We start from the raw sequence: 17,780 nt of genomic DNA on the forward strand, positions 1-17,780 counted from the left end.
GACCACATGCTACGGATGGGTGTGACGAGGACGCGACGCGGTGTGTTTGAATTCATTGCAGATCATCGGGGGGTGAGAATGCGGCACCGGACCAGCCGAAAGCGCGTAGGAGCGCTGCTCGCCGGTGCCCTCACGGCGGCGATCGTCGTGCTCGCCGGCTGCTCCGCTGACACGCACGTCGACATCGACGTTCCCCCGCAGACGGACGTCGCGCTCGCCGAAGAGACGGTGCAGCAGCTCCAGGATGCCGTGACCGCGGCTATGACGGCATCCGGTTCGTCCGGCGCGATCGTCGGCGTGTGGGCACCGTGGAGCGGCAGCTGGGTGGCTGCGCTCGGAACGCAGACGCCGGGCGGCGCGCCCGTCACGACCGACATGACCTTCCCCGCGACGAAGATGACGCGCGCGATGACCTGCGACGTCCTCTACGCCCTGGCAGAGCGCGGCACCGTCGCCCTCGACGACAGCGTCGACGAGTACGTCTCCGGCGTGCCGGCGCTCGCCGACGTGACCCTCGAGCAGCTGTGCGACAGCACGTCGGGACTCGGGTCGTACACTCCCCACCTGTTCGGGACGTGGGTTCAGAACCCCGAGCGGGCGTGGAAGCCGCGTGAGCTCGCGAGCTTCGGCATCGGCAAGGAGCGTGACAGCGAGGCCGGCGCCGCCTACCTCGATTCGGACGCCGGGTATGTGCTCCTGGGGCTCGCGCTCGAGCGCGCCGCCGGCATGACCGCGGCTGAGCTCATCGCCGAGCACGTCGTCGACCCGCTCGACCTCGACGCCACGGCGCTCGAGGCGACGCCCTCCGATGCCGTGCGGCTGACCGGCCTTCACTCGCGGACGCTCGAGGGCGGCGGACGCGACTGCGCCGAGCCGCTGGACGTCACCGAAACCTCGCTGAGCATCGGCTTCACCGATTCGGGGGTCCTCACCGACATCGACGACCTCGGCCGATACGCCCAGGCACTGGCTTCGGGCGCCCTGGTTCCTGATGATGCCGAGAGGTTCGCCGATCCCCTCGCCCCGTCGAGCGGCGCACTGTCGTGGAACATGCGCGCCGGCGGCGCGGTGCTGGCAGGATCGCTGATCGGCCAGGCCGGAGCGCTCCCCGGGTACATCACGGCGGCCTTCTCCGACCCCGACACCGGGCTGACGGTCGCGCTCGTGCTGAACAACTCCGCCGCGTCGGGAAGCGTCGGGACGTATCTGGCGTGGGAACTCGCGGCGATCGCCTCGAAGGCACCCGCGGTGGCCGGAGAGTCCGCGCCGGCTGCAGGCCTCCCGTGGACCGCTGAGCAGCAGCACGCGGCCATCGCAGAGCGGGCGATCTGCGCGGCCCCCGCCGAGTGAACCGGTGATCCGGTGACGCCCCGCACGGGCGTGAACCCTGCGATCCTGCTGGTCATCGCGGGCCTCGCGTGCCAGGAGATCGGGGCCGCGATCGCTGTCCTCCTGTTCCCCGCGGTCGGGCCGCTCGGAATGGTGATGCTGCGCCTGACGTTCTCGGCGCTCATCCTTCTCGCCATCGCGCGGCCGGCGCTGCGCGGACACGCACGCGCGGACTGGATGGCGGTGGTGTGGTTCGGCGTCGTGCTCGTCGCGATGAACAGCCTCTTCTATCTCGCACTCGAACGACTGACGCTCGGCGTCACGGTGACGATCGAGGTGCTGGGGCCTCTCGTGCTGTCGATCGTCGCGAGCAGGCGGGCATCGGCATGGCTCTGGGCAATTCTCGCGCTCGCCGGCGTCGTCGCCCTCGGCGGCGGCGGATGGGATCGCCTGGATCCCCTGGGCGTGGCGTTCGCCCTCGGAGCCGCGGCGAGCTGGGCGTTCTACATCCTCGCCTCGTCGCGGGTCGGGCGCGCGTTCCCCAAGCTCGACGGGCTCGCCCTCGCGATGGCGGTGGGCGCGGTGCTGTCGCTGCCCTTCGGGATCGCGGATGCCGGAGCCTCGCTCCTGCGGATCGAGATCATCGCGCTCGGTGCGGCGGTGGCGATCCTGTCGTCGACGATCCCCTACGCCCTCGAGCTCATCGCACTGCGGCGCCTGCCGGCCGCGGTCTTCGCGATCCTGATGAGCCTCGCACCTGCCACCGCGGCCATAGCGGGGTTCGTATTCCTGGGTCAACATATGTCATGGCTCGAGATCGTGGGCATCGCTCTCGTCATCGCCGCGAGCATCGGCGCGGTGCGCTCCTCGGCGCGTGCCGCGCGTGAGGCGGCTGAGCCGGTCGCCTGACCGCGCCGTCGTCCGGACGCTACGATCTCGAGCATGCTTCCCGATCCCCTCGCGTCCGCGACCGAGCTGGCGGAAGGGCTCCGCACCGGCGGGTATACGTCGACAGAGCTCACCGAGGCCGCCATCGCGCGCATCGAGGAGATGGATGCCGCCGTGAACGCGGTCGTCGTGCGCGACTTCATCCGCGCCCGCCAGGAAGCGGCTGCGGCTGACGCCGCGCTTGCGCGCGGCGAGCAGCGACGGCTTCTCGGCATCCCGATCACGGTGAAGGAGAGCTTCGACCTGCGAGGCCACGCCACGACGTGGGGCGTCGAGGAGTTCCGCGGGCATCGCGCCGACCGCGACGCGCTGCCGGTTCGACGGCTGACGGATGCCGGCGCCGTGTTGCTCGGCAAGACGAACGTTCCGGTGTGGCTCGATGACTGGCAGTCCGACAACCCGGTCTACGGCCGCACCCGCAATCCGTATGACCTCTCGCGCACACCGGGGGGATCGTCCGGCGGCTCCGCGGTCGCGGTCGCGCTCGGGTTCTCGGCGCTCGAACTCGGATCCGACATCGGCGGCTCGGTCAGAGTGCCGGCCGCCTTCTGCGGTGTATTCGGTCACAAACCCACGTGGGGGCTTCTCGCCTCAGACGGACATTCCCCCGCCGGCATGATCGGCGAGCCGCCCCCGCTCGCGGTGATCGGCCCGCTCGCGCGAACGGCTGAAGACCTCGATCTCGCGCTGCGCATCCTCGCCGGCCGCGACGATCTCGCACCCGGGGGTTGGGCGGAACTGCCCGCTCCTCGGCACGCCAGGCTTGCGGACTACCGGGTGCTGGTGCTCGACGCGCATCCGGCGGCGAGGACCCAGCAGATCGTGCGCGACGCGGTACAGGATGCCGCCGCGCGAGCCGCGGCGGCAGGGGCATCGGTGTCGCGCGCATCGGAGCTGCTCCCCGATCTCGCCCGCGCGTACGATGACTACCGCGCGATGCTCGCGGCCGTGGGATCGCGCCGATCGCCGGTGACCGAGGCCTCCATGCCGGTTCAGGAATGGTTCGCGCTCCTCGATCGGCAGCGGATCGTCCGCCGACAGTGGTCTGCGCTGTTCGAGGAGTTCGATGTGGTCTTGGCGCCCGTCTACGGCACCGTCGCCTTTCCGCTTTCGGACGAGCCCGACAATGAGCGCCGTCAGCTTGAGATCGACGGCAGTCTGGAGCCGTACGACACCCAGCTCGCGTGGCCGTCGATCGCGACCTTCGCGAACCTCCCCGCGACCGCGGCGCCGGTCGGTGTGACAGCTGGGGGCCTGCCGCTCTCGGTGCAGGTGATCGGGCCGCACCGGGGCGACCGCACGACGATCGCCTTCGCCGGGCTCATCGCCCGCGAGACCGCCCCGCCGCCCGGGGCGTGATGCCCATCACTGCGAGCGCACGGCTTGCCTGCGAGTGCACGGCTTCCCGACGCGCGCAAGCCGTGCACTCGACGCCAGGCCGTGCACTCGAGGCCGAGCCACGCCGGCGCGCCTGATTGACTGAAAGAGTGACCGAAACCTCGCGTGCTCACGTCGTCGTGTGCGGCCCCGCATCCTGGAATCACCTGATCGTGCTCGACCGACTCCCCGAGCCCGTGCCGCACATGCAGTTCGCGCTGGGCGACCTCGCCACGCTCGGTGGTACGTCCGCCGGAAAGGCGCTGCATCTCACCGCGCTCGGCGTCGACACGACCCTGCACGCCCTGATCGGCTCGGACGACGAGGGGCGCCGCGTCGATGCCGCGCTGGCGGCGGCCGGGGTGCGCGTCGAGAAGCTCGCGTCTGAGCGCACGGAGCGTCACGTCAACCTCATGACCGCGGCGGGGGAGAGGATCAGCCTCTACCTCGCGACGCCGTCGGCGCCGTCTGCCGAGCAGGTCACGGTTGTCGAGGATGCGATCGCGCGAGCGGCGGTCGCCATCGTCGACCTGTCGGAGATCGGCGCGGCGATCATCGAGCGGCGCGGCGGGATGCAGCCAGGAGCGCCGCCGATCTGGACCGATCTGCACGACTACGACGGCAGCGCGGCGTTCCATGACCCGTTCGTCCGCGCGGCCGAGGTCGTCTTCATGAACGACGACGGGACGGACGATCCGTGGGCGCTGATGAGCGGGTGCCTCGATCGGGGTCCGCGGCTCGCGGTGTGCACGCTGGGGGAGCGCGGCGCGATCGCGCTCGACGCCTCGGGCCGGCGATGGTCGGTGGATGCCGAGCAGGTCGCGGTCGTCGACGCGAACGGCGCGGGCGACGCGTTCTTCGCCGGCTTCCTCGCGGCTTCGCTGCGGGGTCAAGGCGTCGACGAGTGTCTCGCCGCCGCCGCCCGGCAGGCGGCTGTCGCGCTGTCGTCGGAGCACCTGCACCCCGCCGTCGCGGCGGCATAGTCTTTGTGTGATGACCTACGACCGCCGGTACCCCGCGGGCGCCGCCCCCCGCACACTGCTGGCCATCGGCGAGACGATGGCGATGGTCGCTCCGGTGACCGCCGAGCCGCTGGCGACGGCCGAGACGTTCCTCGTCGACGCGGGCGGCGCCGAGTCGAACGTCGCGGGGCATGTCGCGGCGCTCGGCCACCGAGGATTGTGGTTCAGCCGGCTCGGCGCCGATGCGCTGGGTCGACGCGTCGCGTCGCAGCTCGCAGGGCGCGGCATCGATGTGTCGCGGGTCGTGTTCGACGACGCGCATCCCACCGGGCTGTACGTGAAGGACCCCGGCACGGGTGTCATCTACTACCGGCGCGGGTCTGCGGCATCGCACCTGTCGGAGTCCGACGCCGAGGCGGTCGATCTCGGAGATGTCGCTGTGCTGCACGTTTCGGGCATCACGGCCGCGATCTCGGCATCCGCTTCGCTGTTCCTCGCCCGTGTGATCGCGCGGGCGAAAGCGCACGGGGTGTCCGTGTCGTTCGACGTGAACCACCGCGAGCCCTTGTGGGCGACAGACGAGGCAGCACCCGTGCTGCTGGACCTTGCTCGACAGGCCGATATCGTCTTCACCGGCCGGGACGAGGCTGAAGGCCTGTGGGCGACGTCGACGACGGCTGAGATCCGCGCGCTGCTGCCCGATGTTCCCGAACTCGTCGTCAAGGATGGCTCGGTCGGCGCCACGGTCTTCACCGGTGGCGACGAGGTGTTCGAGCCCGCGCTCGTCGTCGAGGTCGTGGAAGCGGTCGGGGCCGGCGACGCGTTCGCCGGCGGGTACCTCGCCGGCTTGCTCTCGGGCGCACCGGTCTCGGAGCGGCTGCGGGCGGGGCACGTCCGCGCCGCGAAAGCCCTGCAGACGACCAGAGACTCATGATCACGCGCTCGCGACGACGACCATCGCCGAGGCTAGGGGAAGGGACGAATCGATGCCGGAGGCACACGAGATGACGGATGCCGAGTGGTTCGATGCCGCGTTCGCCGGGGCGCCGCTCATGGCGATCCTCCGTGGCATGGGTGTCGAACGGACGATCCGCCTCGCCGAGACGGCCTGGGACCTCGGCATCGATTCGGTGGAGGTGCCGCTGCAGACCGCACAGGACGAGGATGCCCTCCGCGCCCTGGTCGCACGGGCGCAGGCGCGCGGCAAGAGCGTCGGCGCCGGCACGATCATCACTCCTGCGCAGGTTGCGGTGGCGGCCGGCGCGGGAGCGGCCTACCTCGTCTCGCCGGGGATCGATCCCGAGGTCGTGCGTGCTGCGCAGGATGCCGGCATCCCGATCCTTCCGGGCGTCGCGACGCCCAGCGAGGTTCAGCTGGCGGTCTCGCTCGGGCTCACGTGGCTGAAGGCGTTCCCCGCGACATGGCTGGGAGCGGGATGGTTCCGGCACATCCGCGGTCCGTTCCCGCAGGTGCGCTTCGTCGCGACCGGTGGCCTGGATGCCGCGAACGTCGAGGAGTTCCTCGACGCGGGGGTTCGCGTCGCCGCCGTCGGATCGGCGCTCGAAGACGCAGCGCAGCTCGAGCGTCTCGCCGCGGTGCTCCGCGCCCGCGCGTCTCGATGAGTGCGCCCTGAGGGCATTGGAGGGGATGACGGGAATCGGCCACTCCGCCCCTCCACGCGCCGCTTCGCGTCGCGCGGAGCCTCCGGCGGAGCGGGACCGCCCGCGAGCGGATCGGTTCCTACTGCATCCACGCGAATGCCCTGCCGCACCGACTTCGTCGGCACGTCAGGGCATTGGAGGGGATGACGGGAATCGAACCCGCGCTATCAGCTTGGGAAGCTGAAGTTCTGCCATTGAACTACATCCCCGAGGCCGGGTGACCGGCCTCGGCAAGAATAACAGAGCCGGTGCCGACACCCGTGTTCACAGCGACGCCTCGATGATCCGCGCCGACGCGGCGGCGCCGTCGGCGCCCGCGTATGCCGCGCGCACCTCGTCGGCCGCCGAGCGGATCACAGGGTCCGACAGCACGCGCTGGACCGCAGCCAGGAACTCCGGGGACCCGGCCCGCTTCGGCGAGATCGCGATGGCGTTGCCGCGCGCTTGGCACATGCGCACGTGCCAGGTCTGCTCAGGCTGAAGTCCCATGCCGACGAACGGGATGCCGGTGGCGCACGCGGTCTGGACGGTGCCCTGTCCGCCGTGGATGACCGCGGCATCCACGAGCCCGCCGAGGCGATGCGCAGGCAGCAGGTCGGTGACGTGCACGTTGGCGGGCACCTCGTCGCCGGGCTGCAGGTAGTGGCGGATCGGTGCGACGACGTTGACGGGCAGAGTTCCGAGCGACCGTGCGACGGTCAGCGCGAGCGCGCGGTTCGCCGACGAGCCGAGGCCCAGGTAGACCAGCGGCTCCGGCGCCGCGGCGAGCTCGGTGACGATGTCGGGCAGCGGCGCGTCGATGTGGGCGAACATCGGACCGACGATGCGGAACCCGTCGGGGAGTGTGAAGCCCTCCAGCTCCCACGGCATCTCGGTGACGAGGTTCTCGTCGGCGGTGATGAGCGAGGCGACTGTGCGCAGCGGCGGAGTCCCGTTGGCGACCGCGACCTTCGACAACGCGCGCGGGGCGAGCGGCGCCCGCGTGTAGATCCAGCGGAAAGCGGCCGTCGCCACGCGATCGGCGAACCGAGCCACTCGCCCGTCGCCCCCGACGAGGAACAGGCGCCGCGCCTGCCGCACCTGGGGCCCCGTGAGCGCGAACGGCACCGGATAGAACAGGGTCACGCCTTCGGCGCGCGCCGAGATGAACGATGTGAGGTTCGACCCGGTGACCACGGCGGCCGCGCCATGCTCGCGGATGAGCCGCCGCTCGAGATCGACGCGGGCGCCCACGAGCTGCTCGGTGAGGGGGCTCTTGAACGAGCGCCCCTGGTCGAACGCGATCAACTGCTCGCGCTCCTCGGTGGTGAACGCCGGCGTGCCCGCGATGTATTCGAAGCCGGCATCCCGGATCAGGTCGACGTAGTCGTCCTCGTAACCGAGGAAGAGAGCGCGGTGCGCCGGATCCAGTGCGCGCGCGACTTGGATCATGCGGGTCGTCTCGGCGAGGTTGAAGGTCACCGGGCAGAAGAGGATCGTCGCCACGCGTCGAGCGTACGGCCCGTCACACCCGCGGGCGCAGGATGCCGCGCCGCTAGGCTGAGCGCGTGCTTCTCAGTGACCGCGACATCCGATTCGAGATCGACGCCGGCCGCATCGGCCTCGAGCCGTGGGATGCCGCGATGGTGCAGCCTTCGAGCGTGGATGTGCGGCTCGACCGGTACTTCCGGCTGTTCGACAACCACAAGTACCCCTTCATCGATCCTGCGGAGGACCAGCCCGAGCTCACCCACCTGATCGAGACGGCTCCCGACGAGCCGTTCATCCTGCATCCGGGGGAGTTCGTGCTGGGGTCGACGTTCGAGTTGATCACACTGCCCGACGACGTCGCCGCGCGACTCGAGGGCAAGTCGTCGCTGGGCCGGCTGGGCCTTCTCACCCACTCGACGGCGGGCTTCATCGACCCGGGCTTCTCGGGCCACGTGACCCTCGAGCTCTCCAACGTCGCGACGCTGCCGATCAAGCTGTGGCCGGGCATGAAGATCGGCCAGCTGTGCTTCTTCCGCCTGTCGTCGCCGACCGAGAGCCCCTACGGATCCGGGCCGTACGGCAACCGGTACCAGGGTCAGCGCGGCCCGACCGCGTCGCGGTCGTTCCAGAACTTCCACCGCACGGACGTCGGCTCGAGCGATGCGGGGTCGCTCGGCGGCTGAGATCGGCTTCGAAGCCCCGCGCTGCTAGAGCTCGCTCACGGGCTCGTCCGCGCGCGGCGGACGCCGCCGCTGCCACGCGTCGAGGATGTGCGCGCGCATGGCGCGCTCGGCGGCATCGGGGTCGCCCGCCGCGATCGCGTCGAAGACGGCCTCATGCTCGCCGAGTGTGATCTCCAGCTGGCTGCGCAGTGAGTAGCGGGCGCTGGCGAGGGCCTGCGCGAACAGCGTCTTCACGATCGAGTCGGCCAGGCGGTTGCTCGCCATCTGGCCGACGATCGCGTGGAACACGACGTCGGCCTGACCGAACGCCGTCTGATCGTTGATCGTGTCGCGCATGAGCTCGAGCGCCTCACGCAGACGTTCGATGTCTTCCGGCGACGGGCTCGTGGCGGCATCCCGGGCGATCACGGCCTCCAACGCCGCGCGCACGACGCTCAGGTCGTCGAGGGTGCCGAGGCTGGCATCGTTGGCGACGAGGGCTGCGAGCACCGTCTCGTCGACCATCTTCCACGACGCCATCGGTGCGACCTGCGTTCCGCGACCCTGCGCGACGGTCACGAGCCCCTTCTCCTCGAGGCGCTTGACCGATTCGCGGATGACGGTGCGGCTGACGGCGAACTGCTCGCAGAGCACGGATTCCGGCGGCAGCGTCGTCCCCGACGGCAGTGCGCCGCGCACGATCGCGTCGACGAGCTCGGTGACGACGGTCACCCCGAGACGGGGCGCCTTCTCGCGCGAGGAGATGGTCGGCACGAAGGGCCGATCGGGGATCATGGCGACAGCCTATCCATCGGATTCTCCTTCGAACCGCTTGCTCAATCGATTGCTATTACATCATACGTGTGATGTAATCATTCCGCCCGACATCTGTCGTCAGTGACGCCGACCAGTAAGGATGCGATATGTCACAGCAACCGTCCCCTCTTCGCCCCACCGCCCGGGTGCTCTCGGTGGCGGCCATCGCCGCAACCGGGCTCCTCGTGTTCACCGCATGCGCGGGCGACGCCTCCGGTGAGGGCGGTGACACCAGCGAGTACGGCTTCGAGACCGCCGAGCAGGTCGCCGACAGCCCGATCACCGTGTGGGTCGACGCCGCCCGCGAGCCCGCCGTGACCGCCTTCCAGGAGGCGCACCCCGATGTGCCGATCGAGTTCGAGACCTACGACGGCAACGCCGGCGGAAGCGGCTCGTTCCAGAGCAAGATCACCCTCATGGACCAGGCCGGCGACGGCTGGCCCGACGTCGTCTTCTCGACGCAGCAGAACGACGCGATCTGGGCGTCCAAGGAGACCCCGAACGGCGAGGCCGGCTTCGCCGCTCCGCTGAACAAGGGCTTCCTCGACGACGGATTCCTCGACGGCTTCGCCGCGGGCTCCAACGACATCGCTACGATCGACGGCACGCTCTACGGCCTGCGAAACGACCTCGCCCAGACGGTGTTCTACTACAACCAGGGACTCCTCGACGAGTTCGGCTACGAGATCCCGACCACGTGGGAGGAGTACGGCGAACTCGGCGATAAGCTCGCGGCCGAGCACCCGGGCTACATCCTGGGCAGCATGGGCGACTCGTTCATGACCTACGTCTACTACGGAGGTTCCGAGTCGCCGGTGTTCCAGTCGCCGTCAGCCGGGGTGTTCCACTCCGACACCGAGGACGACAACTCGGTCGCGATCTCGGAGATCATCGACGGGATGCTGGCCAACGGCACCCTGGTTCAGGACAGCTTCTTCAGCGCCGAGTTCACCGCGAACTACGCCGACAAGCTCGTCGGCGTGCCGGGCCCCGTCTGGTACACCGGCGCGATCTTCCAGGGCGGACTCGCTGTGCCCGCCGGTGAGATCGGCGTGAGCGCCCCGCTCAAGTGGGACGGCGGAGAAGTCGCGGCCGGCAACGTCGGCGGCGGTGTCTGGTACGCGTCGCGCCACTCCGAGAACCTCGATGCGGTCGAGACCTTCCTCGAGTTCGTCACGAGCTCCGAGGAGTTCCAGGTCGAGCTCTCCAGCGGCTACCCCGCCTACACGTCGGCCGCCGAAGGCTGGCTCGCCAAGCAGGCCGAGACCGGGTACTTCGTCAACGACGACTTCGAGCAGGTCATGAGCGATGCCGCAGGCTCGGTCTGGAACGGCTGGAACGTCACGAGCTGGAGCCCCGAGACCGCGTGGGCCAAGGTCGTCATCCCGGGCATCGCCAGCGGTGAGAGCGTCGTGTCGCTGCTGCCGGCATGGCAGACCGAGCTCGAGAACGAAGCGACCGTGAACGGCTACACGGTCGAATAGTGTCCGACACGATCACGATCGTCACGGCCTCCGGTGCCGGCCCCCGTGGCCGGCGCCGGGGCGCCGCGGCGCCCCGCCGTGCAGCCGGGCGCCACCAGGCCCGCTACGGGTACATCTTCGTCGCGGGGTACACGCTGTTCCTCCTCGCGTTCGGGATCATCCCGACGCTGTACGCGGTCTATCTCGCGTTCACGAAGGGCGGCCAGTTCGCCGGCATCGACAACTTCGTGAAGATCTTCAACGACTACCGCTTCCTTCCGGCCGTCGGCCACGTCGCGCTGTACGTCGTCTTCTGGCTCATCAGCCTCCTCGTCCTCGTCACCCTCCTCGCCCTCGTCGTCCACGCGGTGCGCGTCCGGTGGCTGAGCTCGGCATCCCGCTTCCTCTTCTACATCCCGGGCGCCATCGCCGGGGCATCCAGTGTGCTTCTCTGGCTCTTCGTGCTCGACCCGACCGTCAGCCCCGTCTCGGGCCTGCTCCAGGCGATGGGCTTCGAGAAGCTCGTCAACGTCGTCGCTGTCGAGAACCTGCCCGTCATCTTCACCGTGATCGCGTTCTGGGCGGGTGCCGGCGGCTGGATCGTCATCATGTTCGGCGCCCTCAACAACGTGCCGGTGGAAGTCATGGAGGCGGCGCGGATCGACGGCGCCGGCGCCGTGAAGACCGCGTGGTACATCCAGCTGCCGATGCTCGCCAAGTGGATCAGCTACATGGGCATCATGTCGCTGGCCGCCGGCACCCAGCTGTTCGTCGAGCCCAAGGTGCTCGCCCAGGCGACGAAGAACGTCGTTCCCGAGGACTACTCGCTCAACCAGCTCGCGTACCTCTACGCGTTCCGACAGGGCGACTTCTCCGGGTCGGCGGCGATCTCGCTGCTGCTGCTCGTGGTCGCCCTCGGCCTGTCCACCGTGTTCATCTTCCGGGGAAGGCTGTTCGAAAGTGACTGACACCGCCACCGCCATCGACGCGGTCACAGACGCACGCACCGCCTCGCGAGGCCCACGCCGGGCCACTACGCCGGGTCAATGGCTCGCCCGCGCCTTCGTGGTCATCCTGCTCGTCGGGTTCGCCGCGTTCTTCATCCTGCCGATCATCTGGTTGCTGCTCGCGCCGACGAAGTCGAACCGCGAGCTGCTGCTGGACGGCCCGTTCTCGTTCGGCTCGTTCGACCAGCTCGCGGCGAACTGGAACGAGCTGTTCGCCTTCGGCAGCGGCGTGTTCCTCACGTGGCTCGGCAACTCGACGTTCTACTCGTTCTCGGCTCTCGCGCTGACGCTGATCATCAGCATCCCGGCGGGGTACGCGCTTGCCCTCACCGAGTTCCGCGGCCGTCGCGTGCTGCTGGTGACGACGCTGATCGTGATGCTGATCCCGAACACCGCGCTCGTGCTGCCGATCTTCCTCGAGCTGAGCGCCGTGCGGCTCATCGGCAACCCGCTCGCGGTGATCCTGCCGTTCTCGTTCTTCCCGTTCGGGGTGTACCTCACCTACATCTACTTCTCGACCGCGGTCTCGCGCGATCTCCTGAACGCCGCGCGCATCGACGGCGCGGGTGAGCTGCGCGTGTTCTGGAACATCGCGATGCCCTTGGCGACGCCGGTGATCGCCCTCGTCGGCTTCTTCAGCTTCGTGAGCAACTGGAACAACTACTTCCTGCCGTTCCTCGTGGTCGGCGGGCAGAAGATCCCGGTGCAGGTGGGCCTGGCCAACCTGCTCTCGAACGTGCCGGCCTTCAACCCGACGACCTCGTCGAGCATCGTGATCGAGCTGCCCACGCTCGCCCTCGCGACGCTGCTGTCGGTGGCGCCGATCCTGCTCATCTTCCTCTTCGCCCAGCGCTTCCTGGTCGAGGGAATGACTGCCGGGGGGACCAAGGAATGAAGATCACCGGTTACCGCACGATCGCCGCCCGCCATCACTGGAAGCGCGCCGTCGGAGACGTCAACGGCCACATCGAGGATGCCGTCACCGAAGTGCCGATCCTCATCATCGAGACCGATGAGGGGGTCGAGGGGGTCGGCATCGGCTCGCACGCCGACCTCGCACGGCTCTTCCCGGCGATCGAGGGGGAGGACCCCCGCTCGGTCTCGGCGCTGTTCGACCGGATGCTGGCCGCGGTGTTCAAGTCGGGTCATTCCGGCGCGACCTACGGCGGCCTCGCGACGATCGACGCCGCGCTGTGGGACATCAAGGCCAAGCTCGCCGGTGAGCCGCTGTGGCGGCTGCTCGGCGGCCGCGACCGCTTCGTGCCGGCGTACGCGTCGGGCCTGGACATCGCCCTGAGCGACGACGAGATCGCCGAGTTCTACGGCGCGTTCGCCGATCGCGGGTATGTCGCCGGCAAGCTCAAAGGCGGACTCGATCCGGATGCGGACCTCCGACGCCTGCGGGTGCTCGAGGGCGTCTTCGCCCGCAACACCTCGCGCCCGGGGCTCATGCTCGATGCGAACGAGTCGTGGCAGGTCAAGCAGGCCGTCCGCTACGTGGGGGCGCTCGAGGAGCACGTCGATCTGCTCTGGGTGGAGGAGCCGCTGCGTCGCTGGGACGCGGTGGGCCACGCGCGGCTCAGCGCCGGCATCCGCTCGGCCGTCGCGACCGGCGAGAACCTCACCGGCGTCGAGCAGTTCCGACCGCTCTTCGACGCCGGCGCCCCCGACATCGTCCAGGCGGGCGCGATCTGGGGCGTGACCCACATGCTGCGACTGGCGACGGTCGCCGCCGCCCGCGATCTGCCGATCAGCCCGGTCGGGTACAACGCGAACCCGGCGGTCGCCGCAGCGATGACCGCCGTGCCCAACCACCTCACCACCGAGGTGCAGGCCCTCGACTTCGCGCCGGGGATCATCGTCGACCACGAGTTCGCCGACGGCGGCATCGTCATCGGCGACGAGCCGGGCAGCGGCATCCGCATCGACGAAGCCGCGATCGAGTCCGCCGCGCACGCCGATGGCTGGCGGAGTCCCGCCGGCCCCCACCATCGCCCGCTGCGAGCGGGGCTGCGCGTGGTGCTCGACGGAGTGGAGCGCTGATGGAGCTGCGCCCCGGCCTCCATCGCATCTCCGCACCGCTCGGTGAGCGCTTCGTCGCGCTCTACCTCTTCGTCGGATCGGATGCCGCGCTGCTCGTCGACACCGGCGTCCGCGAGTCGATCACCGAGACGCTCCTGCCCTATCTCGATGCCGCGGGCATCGACCGGAGACTCGTGCGCTGGGCGGTCAACACCCACTGCGACTTCGACCACACCGGCGGCAACGGCGCGCTGCGCGCGGCGCTCCCCGACGTGAAGATCATGGCCCACCGTCTCGATCAGGGCCTCACCGAAGACATCGAGCGGCTCATCGACGAGCGCTACGGCGAGTTCCGCGCAAGCGACGGCTTCGACGACCCGCCCGAGACGACGGCGTACCTGCGATCGGTCACTGACCTGGTCCCGCTCGACGTCGCGCTCGAGGGCGGCGAGGAGTTCGACCTCGGTGGTCGATCGGTGCGCATCCTGCACGTGCCCGGCCACTCGCCCGGGCACATCGCGGTCTTCGATCCCGGCAACCGTGCCGTCGCCATCGGCGACGCCACGCTCGGCACCACCGTCCCCTTCGCCGACGGGCGCCCGGCGTTCCCGCCGACGTACCGAGACGTCGATCCGTACCTTTCGTCGATCGAGACGTTCCGCGCGCTGGATGCCGACCTCGTGCTCACCGCGCATTACCCCGTGTACGAGGGCGCGGCCGCGGCGGCGTTCCTCGACGAGAGCGCGGAGTACACCCGCACGATCGACGCCGTTCTGCGCCGGGCGCTGATCGGGGCGAGGGGGCCGCGGACAACGCTCGAGCTCGTCCGCGCCGCCGGCGCCGCGCTCGGGCCGTGGGGTCCGGGCGCGCTGGACTACTCGGTCTTCCCGGTGACGGGCAACCTCGAGCGTCTCCGCGATCGAGGTGAGATCGTCCAGGCGACGGATGCCGGGGGACGGCGCCGCTGGGCGGTGGCGACGTGAGCCGCGTGCGCCTGGGCGCGGTCGGCGCCGGATGGTGGGCGACGAGCAACCACTTCCCGATCTTCGCAGCGCGCGATGACGTCGAACTGGTCGGAGTGTGCGGCAAGGGCCCCGACCTCGCCGCGGTGCAGACGCAGTTCGGCTTCGGCATGGCGACCGAGGACTACGACGAGCTCTTGGATCAGGACCTCGATGCCGTCGTCATCACGACCCCTCATGACCTGCACTACGCCAACGCCGTCGCCGCGATCGATCGCGGCCTGCACGTGCTCGTCGAGAAGCCGACGACGCTCGATGCCGCGGCGGCGTGGGATCTCGTAGCGCGGGTCGAGCGGGCGGGCGTGCACTTCGTCGTCCCCTACGGCTGGAACTACAAGGACTTCACCGTCCAGGCGCAGCGGATGCTGGCTGCCGGCCGCATCGGCGAGATCCAGCACGTGCTGTGCCATATGGCATCGCCGACCCGCGGCCTCTTCGCCGGCGACCCGTCCGACATCCTGCAGCTGTGGGATTCCGAGACCGGGGGCCCGGCGGCATCCACGTGGCAATCGCCCGACCGTGGCGGCGGTTATGCGCATGGGCAGATCACGCACTCGAGCGCGTTGCTGTTCTGGCTCACGGGCCTGCGCGCCGCGACCGTCGCCGGGCGGGTGTCGCACGGCGACGCCGCCGTCGACCTGTTCGATGCCGGCGTCATCACGTTCGCGGGGGGCGCGCTCGGCGCGCTCTCGGGTGCGGCGACGCTTCCCGACGACGAGCCGTACCAGGTCGACATCCGCCTGTTCGGCACCGAGGGCGTGCTCATGCTCGACACCGAGCGCGAGCGCATGTGGCTGCACCGGTACGACGGCGCGCGCGAAGAGCTCGCGATCGAACCCGGCGCGGGTGCCTACGAGTGCATCGTGCCGCCGAACCGCTTCATCGACCTGATCACCGGCGCGAGCACCGAGAACAACTCCGATGCGCGCGTCGCCGCGCATTCGGTCGAACTCATCGACGCGCTGCTGCGCTCGTCCGCCCAGGGCGGCGCGACGGTTTCCATCACCCCCGAACCGGAGGACTCCCCGTGACCGATACCCCGGCCGTGCTCAGCGGCTACCGCGTGATCGACTGCTCCATCGCGATGGCGGGCCCGTTCGCCGCGCAACGCCTCGGCGACCTCGGCGCCGACGTCATCAAGGTCGAGCCGACCGCCGGTGAGTGGCAGCGGTTCGCCGCGGCAGGGGGCGCGACCGGGAACGAGATCAACGTCTCGTTCCTCTCGCTCAATCGCAACAAGCGCTCGGTCGCCCTCGACCTGAAGTCCGCCGACGGCAAGGAGGCGCTTCGAGCCCTCGTGGCGACGGCCGACGTTTTCCTGCAGAACTATCGACCGGGTGTCGCCGCGCGCCTCGGCGTCGACTACGAGTCGCTGCGCGAGATCAATCCGTCGATCGTCTACGTCTCGATCTCGGGGTACGGCGAAGACGGCCCGTACCGCGACCGGCCCGGGCAGGACCTCCTCGTCCAGGCGATGTCGGGTGCGATGCTCTCGCACGGTCGCGCCGGCGATGCGCCGGCGCCGGCGGGTCAGTATCTGGCGGATGCCGTGACCGCCTCGACGGCGTTCGAGGGCGTTCTCGCGGCGCTCCTGCACCGCGAGCGCACGGGCGAGGGGCAGCTGGTCACCGTCAACATGCTGGACGCCGTCACGACGCTGCAGATGCAGGAGCTGTCGGTGTTCACCGTCGGCGGCAAGCCCCAGCACCGCAGCGACGAGCCGCACGCGCACGTCTACATCCGGGCTCCGTACGGCGTGTTCCGCACGAGCGACGGATTCATCGCGCTCGCGTTCGCCGATCCCGAACAGCTCGGTCGCCTGATCGACGAGCCCGCGTTCGAAGGATGGACCGGCGAGATCGAAGGGTGGACGAAGCGCGACGAGCTGGCGTCGCTCCTGCAGGTGAAGCTCGTGGGCAACACCACGGCGCACTGGCTCGAGACCCTCGGCGGCGCCGGCATGTGGGTGGGCCCGGTGTACGGCTACGAGGAGCTCGTGGTCGACCCGCAGATCGTGCACAACGGCACGTTCATCGAATACGACCACCCCACCGAGGGCAGGGTGAAGACTCCCGGCTTCCCGTATCGCTTCAGCAAGACGCCCCCGCGCGTCGACCGCGGCGCGCCGCTCGTCGGCGAGCACACGCGCGAGATCCTGGCCGAGGCGGGGTACTCGACCGATGCCGTCGACGCACTACTCGCAGCAGGCACGGCGGCGGCGCCGGCGACAGCGCCGCTGGCGGAGGCGGCCCGATGACCGTCGAAGCGGTGCACTGTGAGATCGACGGCGCCGTCGCGCTCGTCACGATCGATCGCCCGGCCAAGCTCAACGCGGTCACGCAGGAGATGTCGCACCGGCTCGTCGAGGTGATCGAGGCGCTCAACGACGACGACGCCGTGCGCGTCGTGATCCTCACCGGCGCGGGGGAGCGCGCGTTCTCGGCGGGCAGCGACATCCGCACTCTCGATGCGTACGCGACGCCGTGGGACTTCCGCAACCGCACCGACTACTGCGACGCGATCCGCGCGTGCCGCAAGCCCGTGATCGCAGCCGTCAACGGGTACGCGTTCGGCGGCGGCCTCGAGACGGCGCTGAGTTGCGACATCCGCCTCGCCTCGTCGACGGCGACGTTCGCCGCTCCCGAGATCACGCTCGGCTGGATCGGCGGCGGCGGGATGTCGGCCTTCCTCGCGGCATCGGTCGGCCCGAGCAACGCCGCCGTCATGCTCATGACCGGCGAGCCCGTCGATGCCGCGACGGCGCTACGTTGGGGACTCGTGAGCGAGATCGTCGAAGCCGCCGACCTGCTCCCGCGCGCCCGCGCGATCGCCGACGTCATCGCGAAGCGTCCGCCGATCGCCGCCGAGACGGCGAAGGCCAACCTGCACGCGGCGGCCAACATGCCCCAGGATGCCGCGATCCGCTACGAGCGCGACCTGCAGACCGTCACGTTCGCCACCGAAGACGCCCGTGAGGGTCGTGCGGCGTTCGCCGAGAAGCGCGTCGGCATCTTCCACCGCCGCTGACGGCCGCCGCCTCC

Annotated in this window: 17 protein-coding genes and 1 tRNA gene; 15 read left to right on the forward strand and 3 right to left on the reverse strand. The window is 69.9% G+C overall.

Going from position 1 to position 17,780, the window contains the following annotated elements; genetic code table 11:
* Positions 1 to 78: 78 nt before the first annotated feature.
* The 6 genes from FFS15_RS07995 to FFS15_RS08020 all read left to right on the forward strand — a co-directional run bounded on the left by FFS15_RS07995 (position 79) and on the right by FFS15_RS08020 (position 6,238).
* The gene (locus FFS15_RS07995) at positions 79 to 1,350 is read left to right on the forward strand and encodes a serine hydrolase domain-containing protein (RefSeq protein WP_137844571.1); all 1,272 of its coding nucleotides are present in this window, start codon (positions 79 to 81) and stop codon (positions 1,348 to 1,350) included.
* A 12-nt stretch (positions 1,351 to 1,362) separates the two neighbouring features.
* Positions 1,363 to 2,238, forward strand: coding sequence for an EamA family transporter (locus FFS15_RS08000; RefSeq protein WP_249353843.1), 876 nt, complete (start codon positions 1,363 to 1,365; stop codon positions 2,236 to 2,238).
* Positions 2,239 to 2,271: 33 nt separating this feature from the next.
* Complete coding sequence (locus FFS15_RS08005) at positions 2,272 to 3,636, forward strand: amidase family protein (protein ID WP_137844492.1); 1,365 nt, start codon at positions 2,272 to 2,274, stop codon at positions 3,634 to 3,636.
* A gap of 128 nt (positions 3,637 to 3,764) precedes the next feature.
* Positions 3,765 to 4,637, forward strand: coding sequence for a PfkB family carbohydrate kinase (locus FFS15_RS08010; RefSeq protein WP_249353845.1), 873 nt, complete (start codon positions 3,765 to 3,767; stop codon positions 4,635 to 4,637).
* A 10-nt stretch (positions 4,638 to 4,647) separates the two neighbouring features.
* A complete protein-coding gene (locus tag FFS15_RS08015; RefSeq protein ID WP_137844493.1) occupies positions 4,648 to 5,550 on the forward strand; it encodes a sugar kinase in 903 nt (300 codons plus the stop codon).
* A 52-nt stretch (positions 5,551 to 5,602) separates the two neighbouring features.
* Positions 5,603 to 6,238 (forward strand): bifunctional 4-hydroxy-2-oxoglutarate aldolase/2-dehydro-3-deoxy-phosphogluconate aldolase, encoded by a 636-nt coding sequence (locus FFS15_RS08020; RefSeq protein ID WP_249353847.1) that lies wholly within the window; start codon positions 5,603 to 5,605, stop codon positions 6,236 to 6,238.
* A 174-nt stretch (positions 6,239 to 6,412) separates the two neighbouring features.
* Here the strand turns inward: FFS15_RS08020 and FFS15_RS08025 are convergent.
* Together FFS15_RS08025 and FFS15_RS08030 are read right to left on the reverse strand one after the other, a co-directional pair.
* Positions 6,413 to 6,486: transfer RNA gene (locus FFS15_RS08025), tRNA-Gly, on the reverse strand.
* 55 nt (positions 6,487 to 6,541) lie between these two features.
* The gene (locus FFS15_RS08030) at positions 6,542 to 7,762 is read right to left on the reverse strand and encodes a nucleotide disphospho-sugar-binding domain-containing protein (RefSeq protein WP_137844494.1); all 1,221 of its coding nucleotides are present in this window, start codon (positions 7,760 to 7,762) and stop codon (positions 6,542 to 6,544) included.
* Between the two features lie 62 nt (positions 7,763 to 7,824).
* On the opposite strand from FFS15_RS08030, the gene dcd reads away from it, so the two are divergent.
* A complete protein-coding gene (gene dcd / locus FFS15_RS08035) occupies positions 7,825 to 8,430 on the forward strand; it encodes a dCTP deaminase (RefSeq protein ID WP_137844495.1) in 606 nt (201 codons plus the stop codon).
* A 24-nt stretch (positions 8,431 to 8,454) separates the two neighbouring features.
* Here the strand turns inward: dcd and FFS15_RS08040 are convergent, their stop codons facing one another.
* Positions 8,455 to 9,204, reverse strand: a complete 750-nt coding sequence (locus FFS15_RS08040; RefSeq protein ID WP_137844496.1) for a FadR/GntR family transcriptional regulator — start codon at positions 9,202 to 9,204, stop codon at positions 8,455 to 8,457.
* A gap of 128 nt (positions 9,205 to 9,332) precedes the next feature.
* Between FFS15_RS08040 and FFS15_RS08045 the strand changes: the two genes are divergently transcribed.
* From FFS15_RS08045 to FFS15_RS08080, 8 genes are read left to right on the forward strand one after another with little or no spacing between them, the layout of a single operon-like run.
* On the forward strand, positions 9,333 to 10,709 hold the full coding sequence (locus tag FFS15_RS08045; RefSeq protein WP_137844497.1) for an extracellular solute-binding protein: 1,377 nt from the start codon (positions 9,333 to 9,335) through the stop codon (positions 10,707 to 10,709).
* Positions 10,709 to 11,656 carry a sugar ABC transporter permease gene (locus FFS15_RS08050; protein WP_249353848.1) on the forward strand — a complete coding sequence of 316 codons (948 nt, stop codon included), beginning with the start codon at positions 10,709 to 10,711 and terminating at the stop codon, positions 11,654 to 11,656. Before FFS15_RS08045 ends, FFS15_RS08050 begins: the two co-directional genes overlap by 1 nt.
* Positions 11,649 to 12,590: a carbohydrate ABC transporter permease gene (locus tag FFS15_RS08055; protein ID WP_249353850.1), complete on the forward strand. Its 942-nt coding sequence runs from the start codon at positions 11,649 to 11,651 to the stop codon at positions 12,588 to 12,590. The genes FFS15_RS08050 and FFS15_RS08055 overlap by 8 nt, the downstream gene beginning before the upstream one ends.
* Positions 12,587 to 13,738: a mandelate racemase/muconate lactonizing enzyme family protein gene (locus FFS15_RS08060; protein ID WP_137844498.1), complete on the forward strand. Its 1,152-nt coding sequence runs from the start codon at positions 12,587 to 12,589 to the stop codon at positions 13,736 to 13,738. Before FFS15_RS08055 ends, FFS15_RS08060 begins: the two co-directional genes overlap by 4 nt.
* Positions 13,738 to 14,700: an MBL fold metallo-hydrolase gene (locus tag FFS15_RS08065; RefSeq protein ID WP_137844499.1), complete on the forward strand. Its 963-nt coding sequence runs from the start codon at positions 13,738 to 13,740 to the stop codon at positions 14,698 to 14,700. The genes FFS15_RS08060 and FFS15_RS08065 overlap by 1 nt, the downstream gene beginning before the upstream one ends.
* Positions 14,697 to 15,770 (forward strand): Gfo/Idh/MocA family oxidoreductase, encoded by a 1,074-nt coding sequence (locus FFS15_RS08070; RefSeq protein ID WP_171013126.1) that lies wholly within the window; start codon positions 14,697 to 14,699, stop codon positions 15,768 to 15,770. Before FFS15_RS08065 ends, FFS15_RS08070 begins: the two co-directional genes overlap by 4 nt.
* A complete protein-coding gene (locus FFS15_RS08075; RefSeq protein WP_212743126.1) occupies positions 15,767 to 16,996 on the forward strand; it encodes a CoA transferase in 1,230 nt (409 codons plus the stop codon). Before FFS15_RS08070 ends, FFS15_RS08075 begins: the two co-directional genes overlap by 4 nt.
* Positions 16,993 to 17,766 carry an enoyl-CoA hydratase/isomerase family protein gene (locus FFS15_RS08080; RefSeq protein WP_137844501.1) on the forward strand — a complete coding sequence of 258 codons (774 nt, stop codon included), beginning with the start codon at positions 16,993 to 16,995 and terminating at the stop codon, positions 17,764 to 17,766. Before FFS15_RS08075 ends, FFS15_RS08080 begins: the two co-directional genes overlap by 4 nt.
* Positions 17,767 to 17,780 lie beyond the last annotated feature (14 nt).

Source organism: Microbacterium sp. 2FI (genome assembly GCF_005502885.1).
Classification (GTDB): Bacteria; Actinomycetota; Actinomycetes; order Actinomycetales; family Microbacteriaceae; genus Microbacterium.

What these genes read in the sequence shown, in the direction of transcription:
- FFS15_RS07995 (WP_137844571.1), top strand. Translation starts at nt 79, where the DNA reads ATGCGGCACCGGACCAGCCGAAAGCGCGTAGGAGCGCTGCTCGCCGGT.
- FFS15_RS08005 (WP_137844492.1), top strand. Translation starts at nt 2,272, where the DNA reads ATGCTTCCCGATCCCCTCGCGTCCGCGACCGAGCTGGCGGAAGGGCTC.
- FFS15_RS08015 (WP_137844493.1), top strand. Translation starts at nt 4,648, where the DNA reads ATGACCTACGACCGCCGGTACCCCGCGGGCGCCGCCCCCCGCACACTG.
- FFS15_RS08020 (WP_249353847.1), top strand. Translation starts at nt 5,603, where the DNA reads ATGCCGGAGGCACACGAGATGACGGATGCCGAGTGGTTCGATGCCGCG.
- FFS15_RS08040 (WP_137844496.1), bottom strand. Translation starts at nt 9,204, where the DNA reads ATGATCCCCGATCGGCCCTTCGTGCCGACCATCTCCTCGCGCGAGAAG.
- FFS15_RS08045 (WP_137844497.1), top strand. Translation starts at nt 9,333, where the DNA reads ATGTCACAGCAACCGTCCCCTCTTCGCCCCACCGCCCGGGTGCTCTCG.
- FFS15_RS08060 (WP_137844498.1), top strand. Translation starts at nt 12,587, where the DNA reads ATGAAGATCACCGGTTACCGCACGATCGCCGCCCGCCATCACTGGAAG.
- FFS15_RS08065 (WP_137844499.1), top strand. Translation starts at nt 13,738, where the DNA reads ATGGAGCTGCGCCCCGGCCTCCATCGCATCTCCGCACCGCTCGGTGAG.
- FFS15_RS08080 (WP_137844501.1), top strand. Translation starts at nt 16,993, where the DNA reads ATGACCGTCGAAGCGGTGCACTGTGAGATCGACGGCGCCGTCGCGCTC.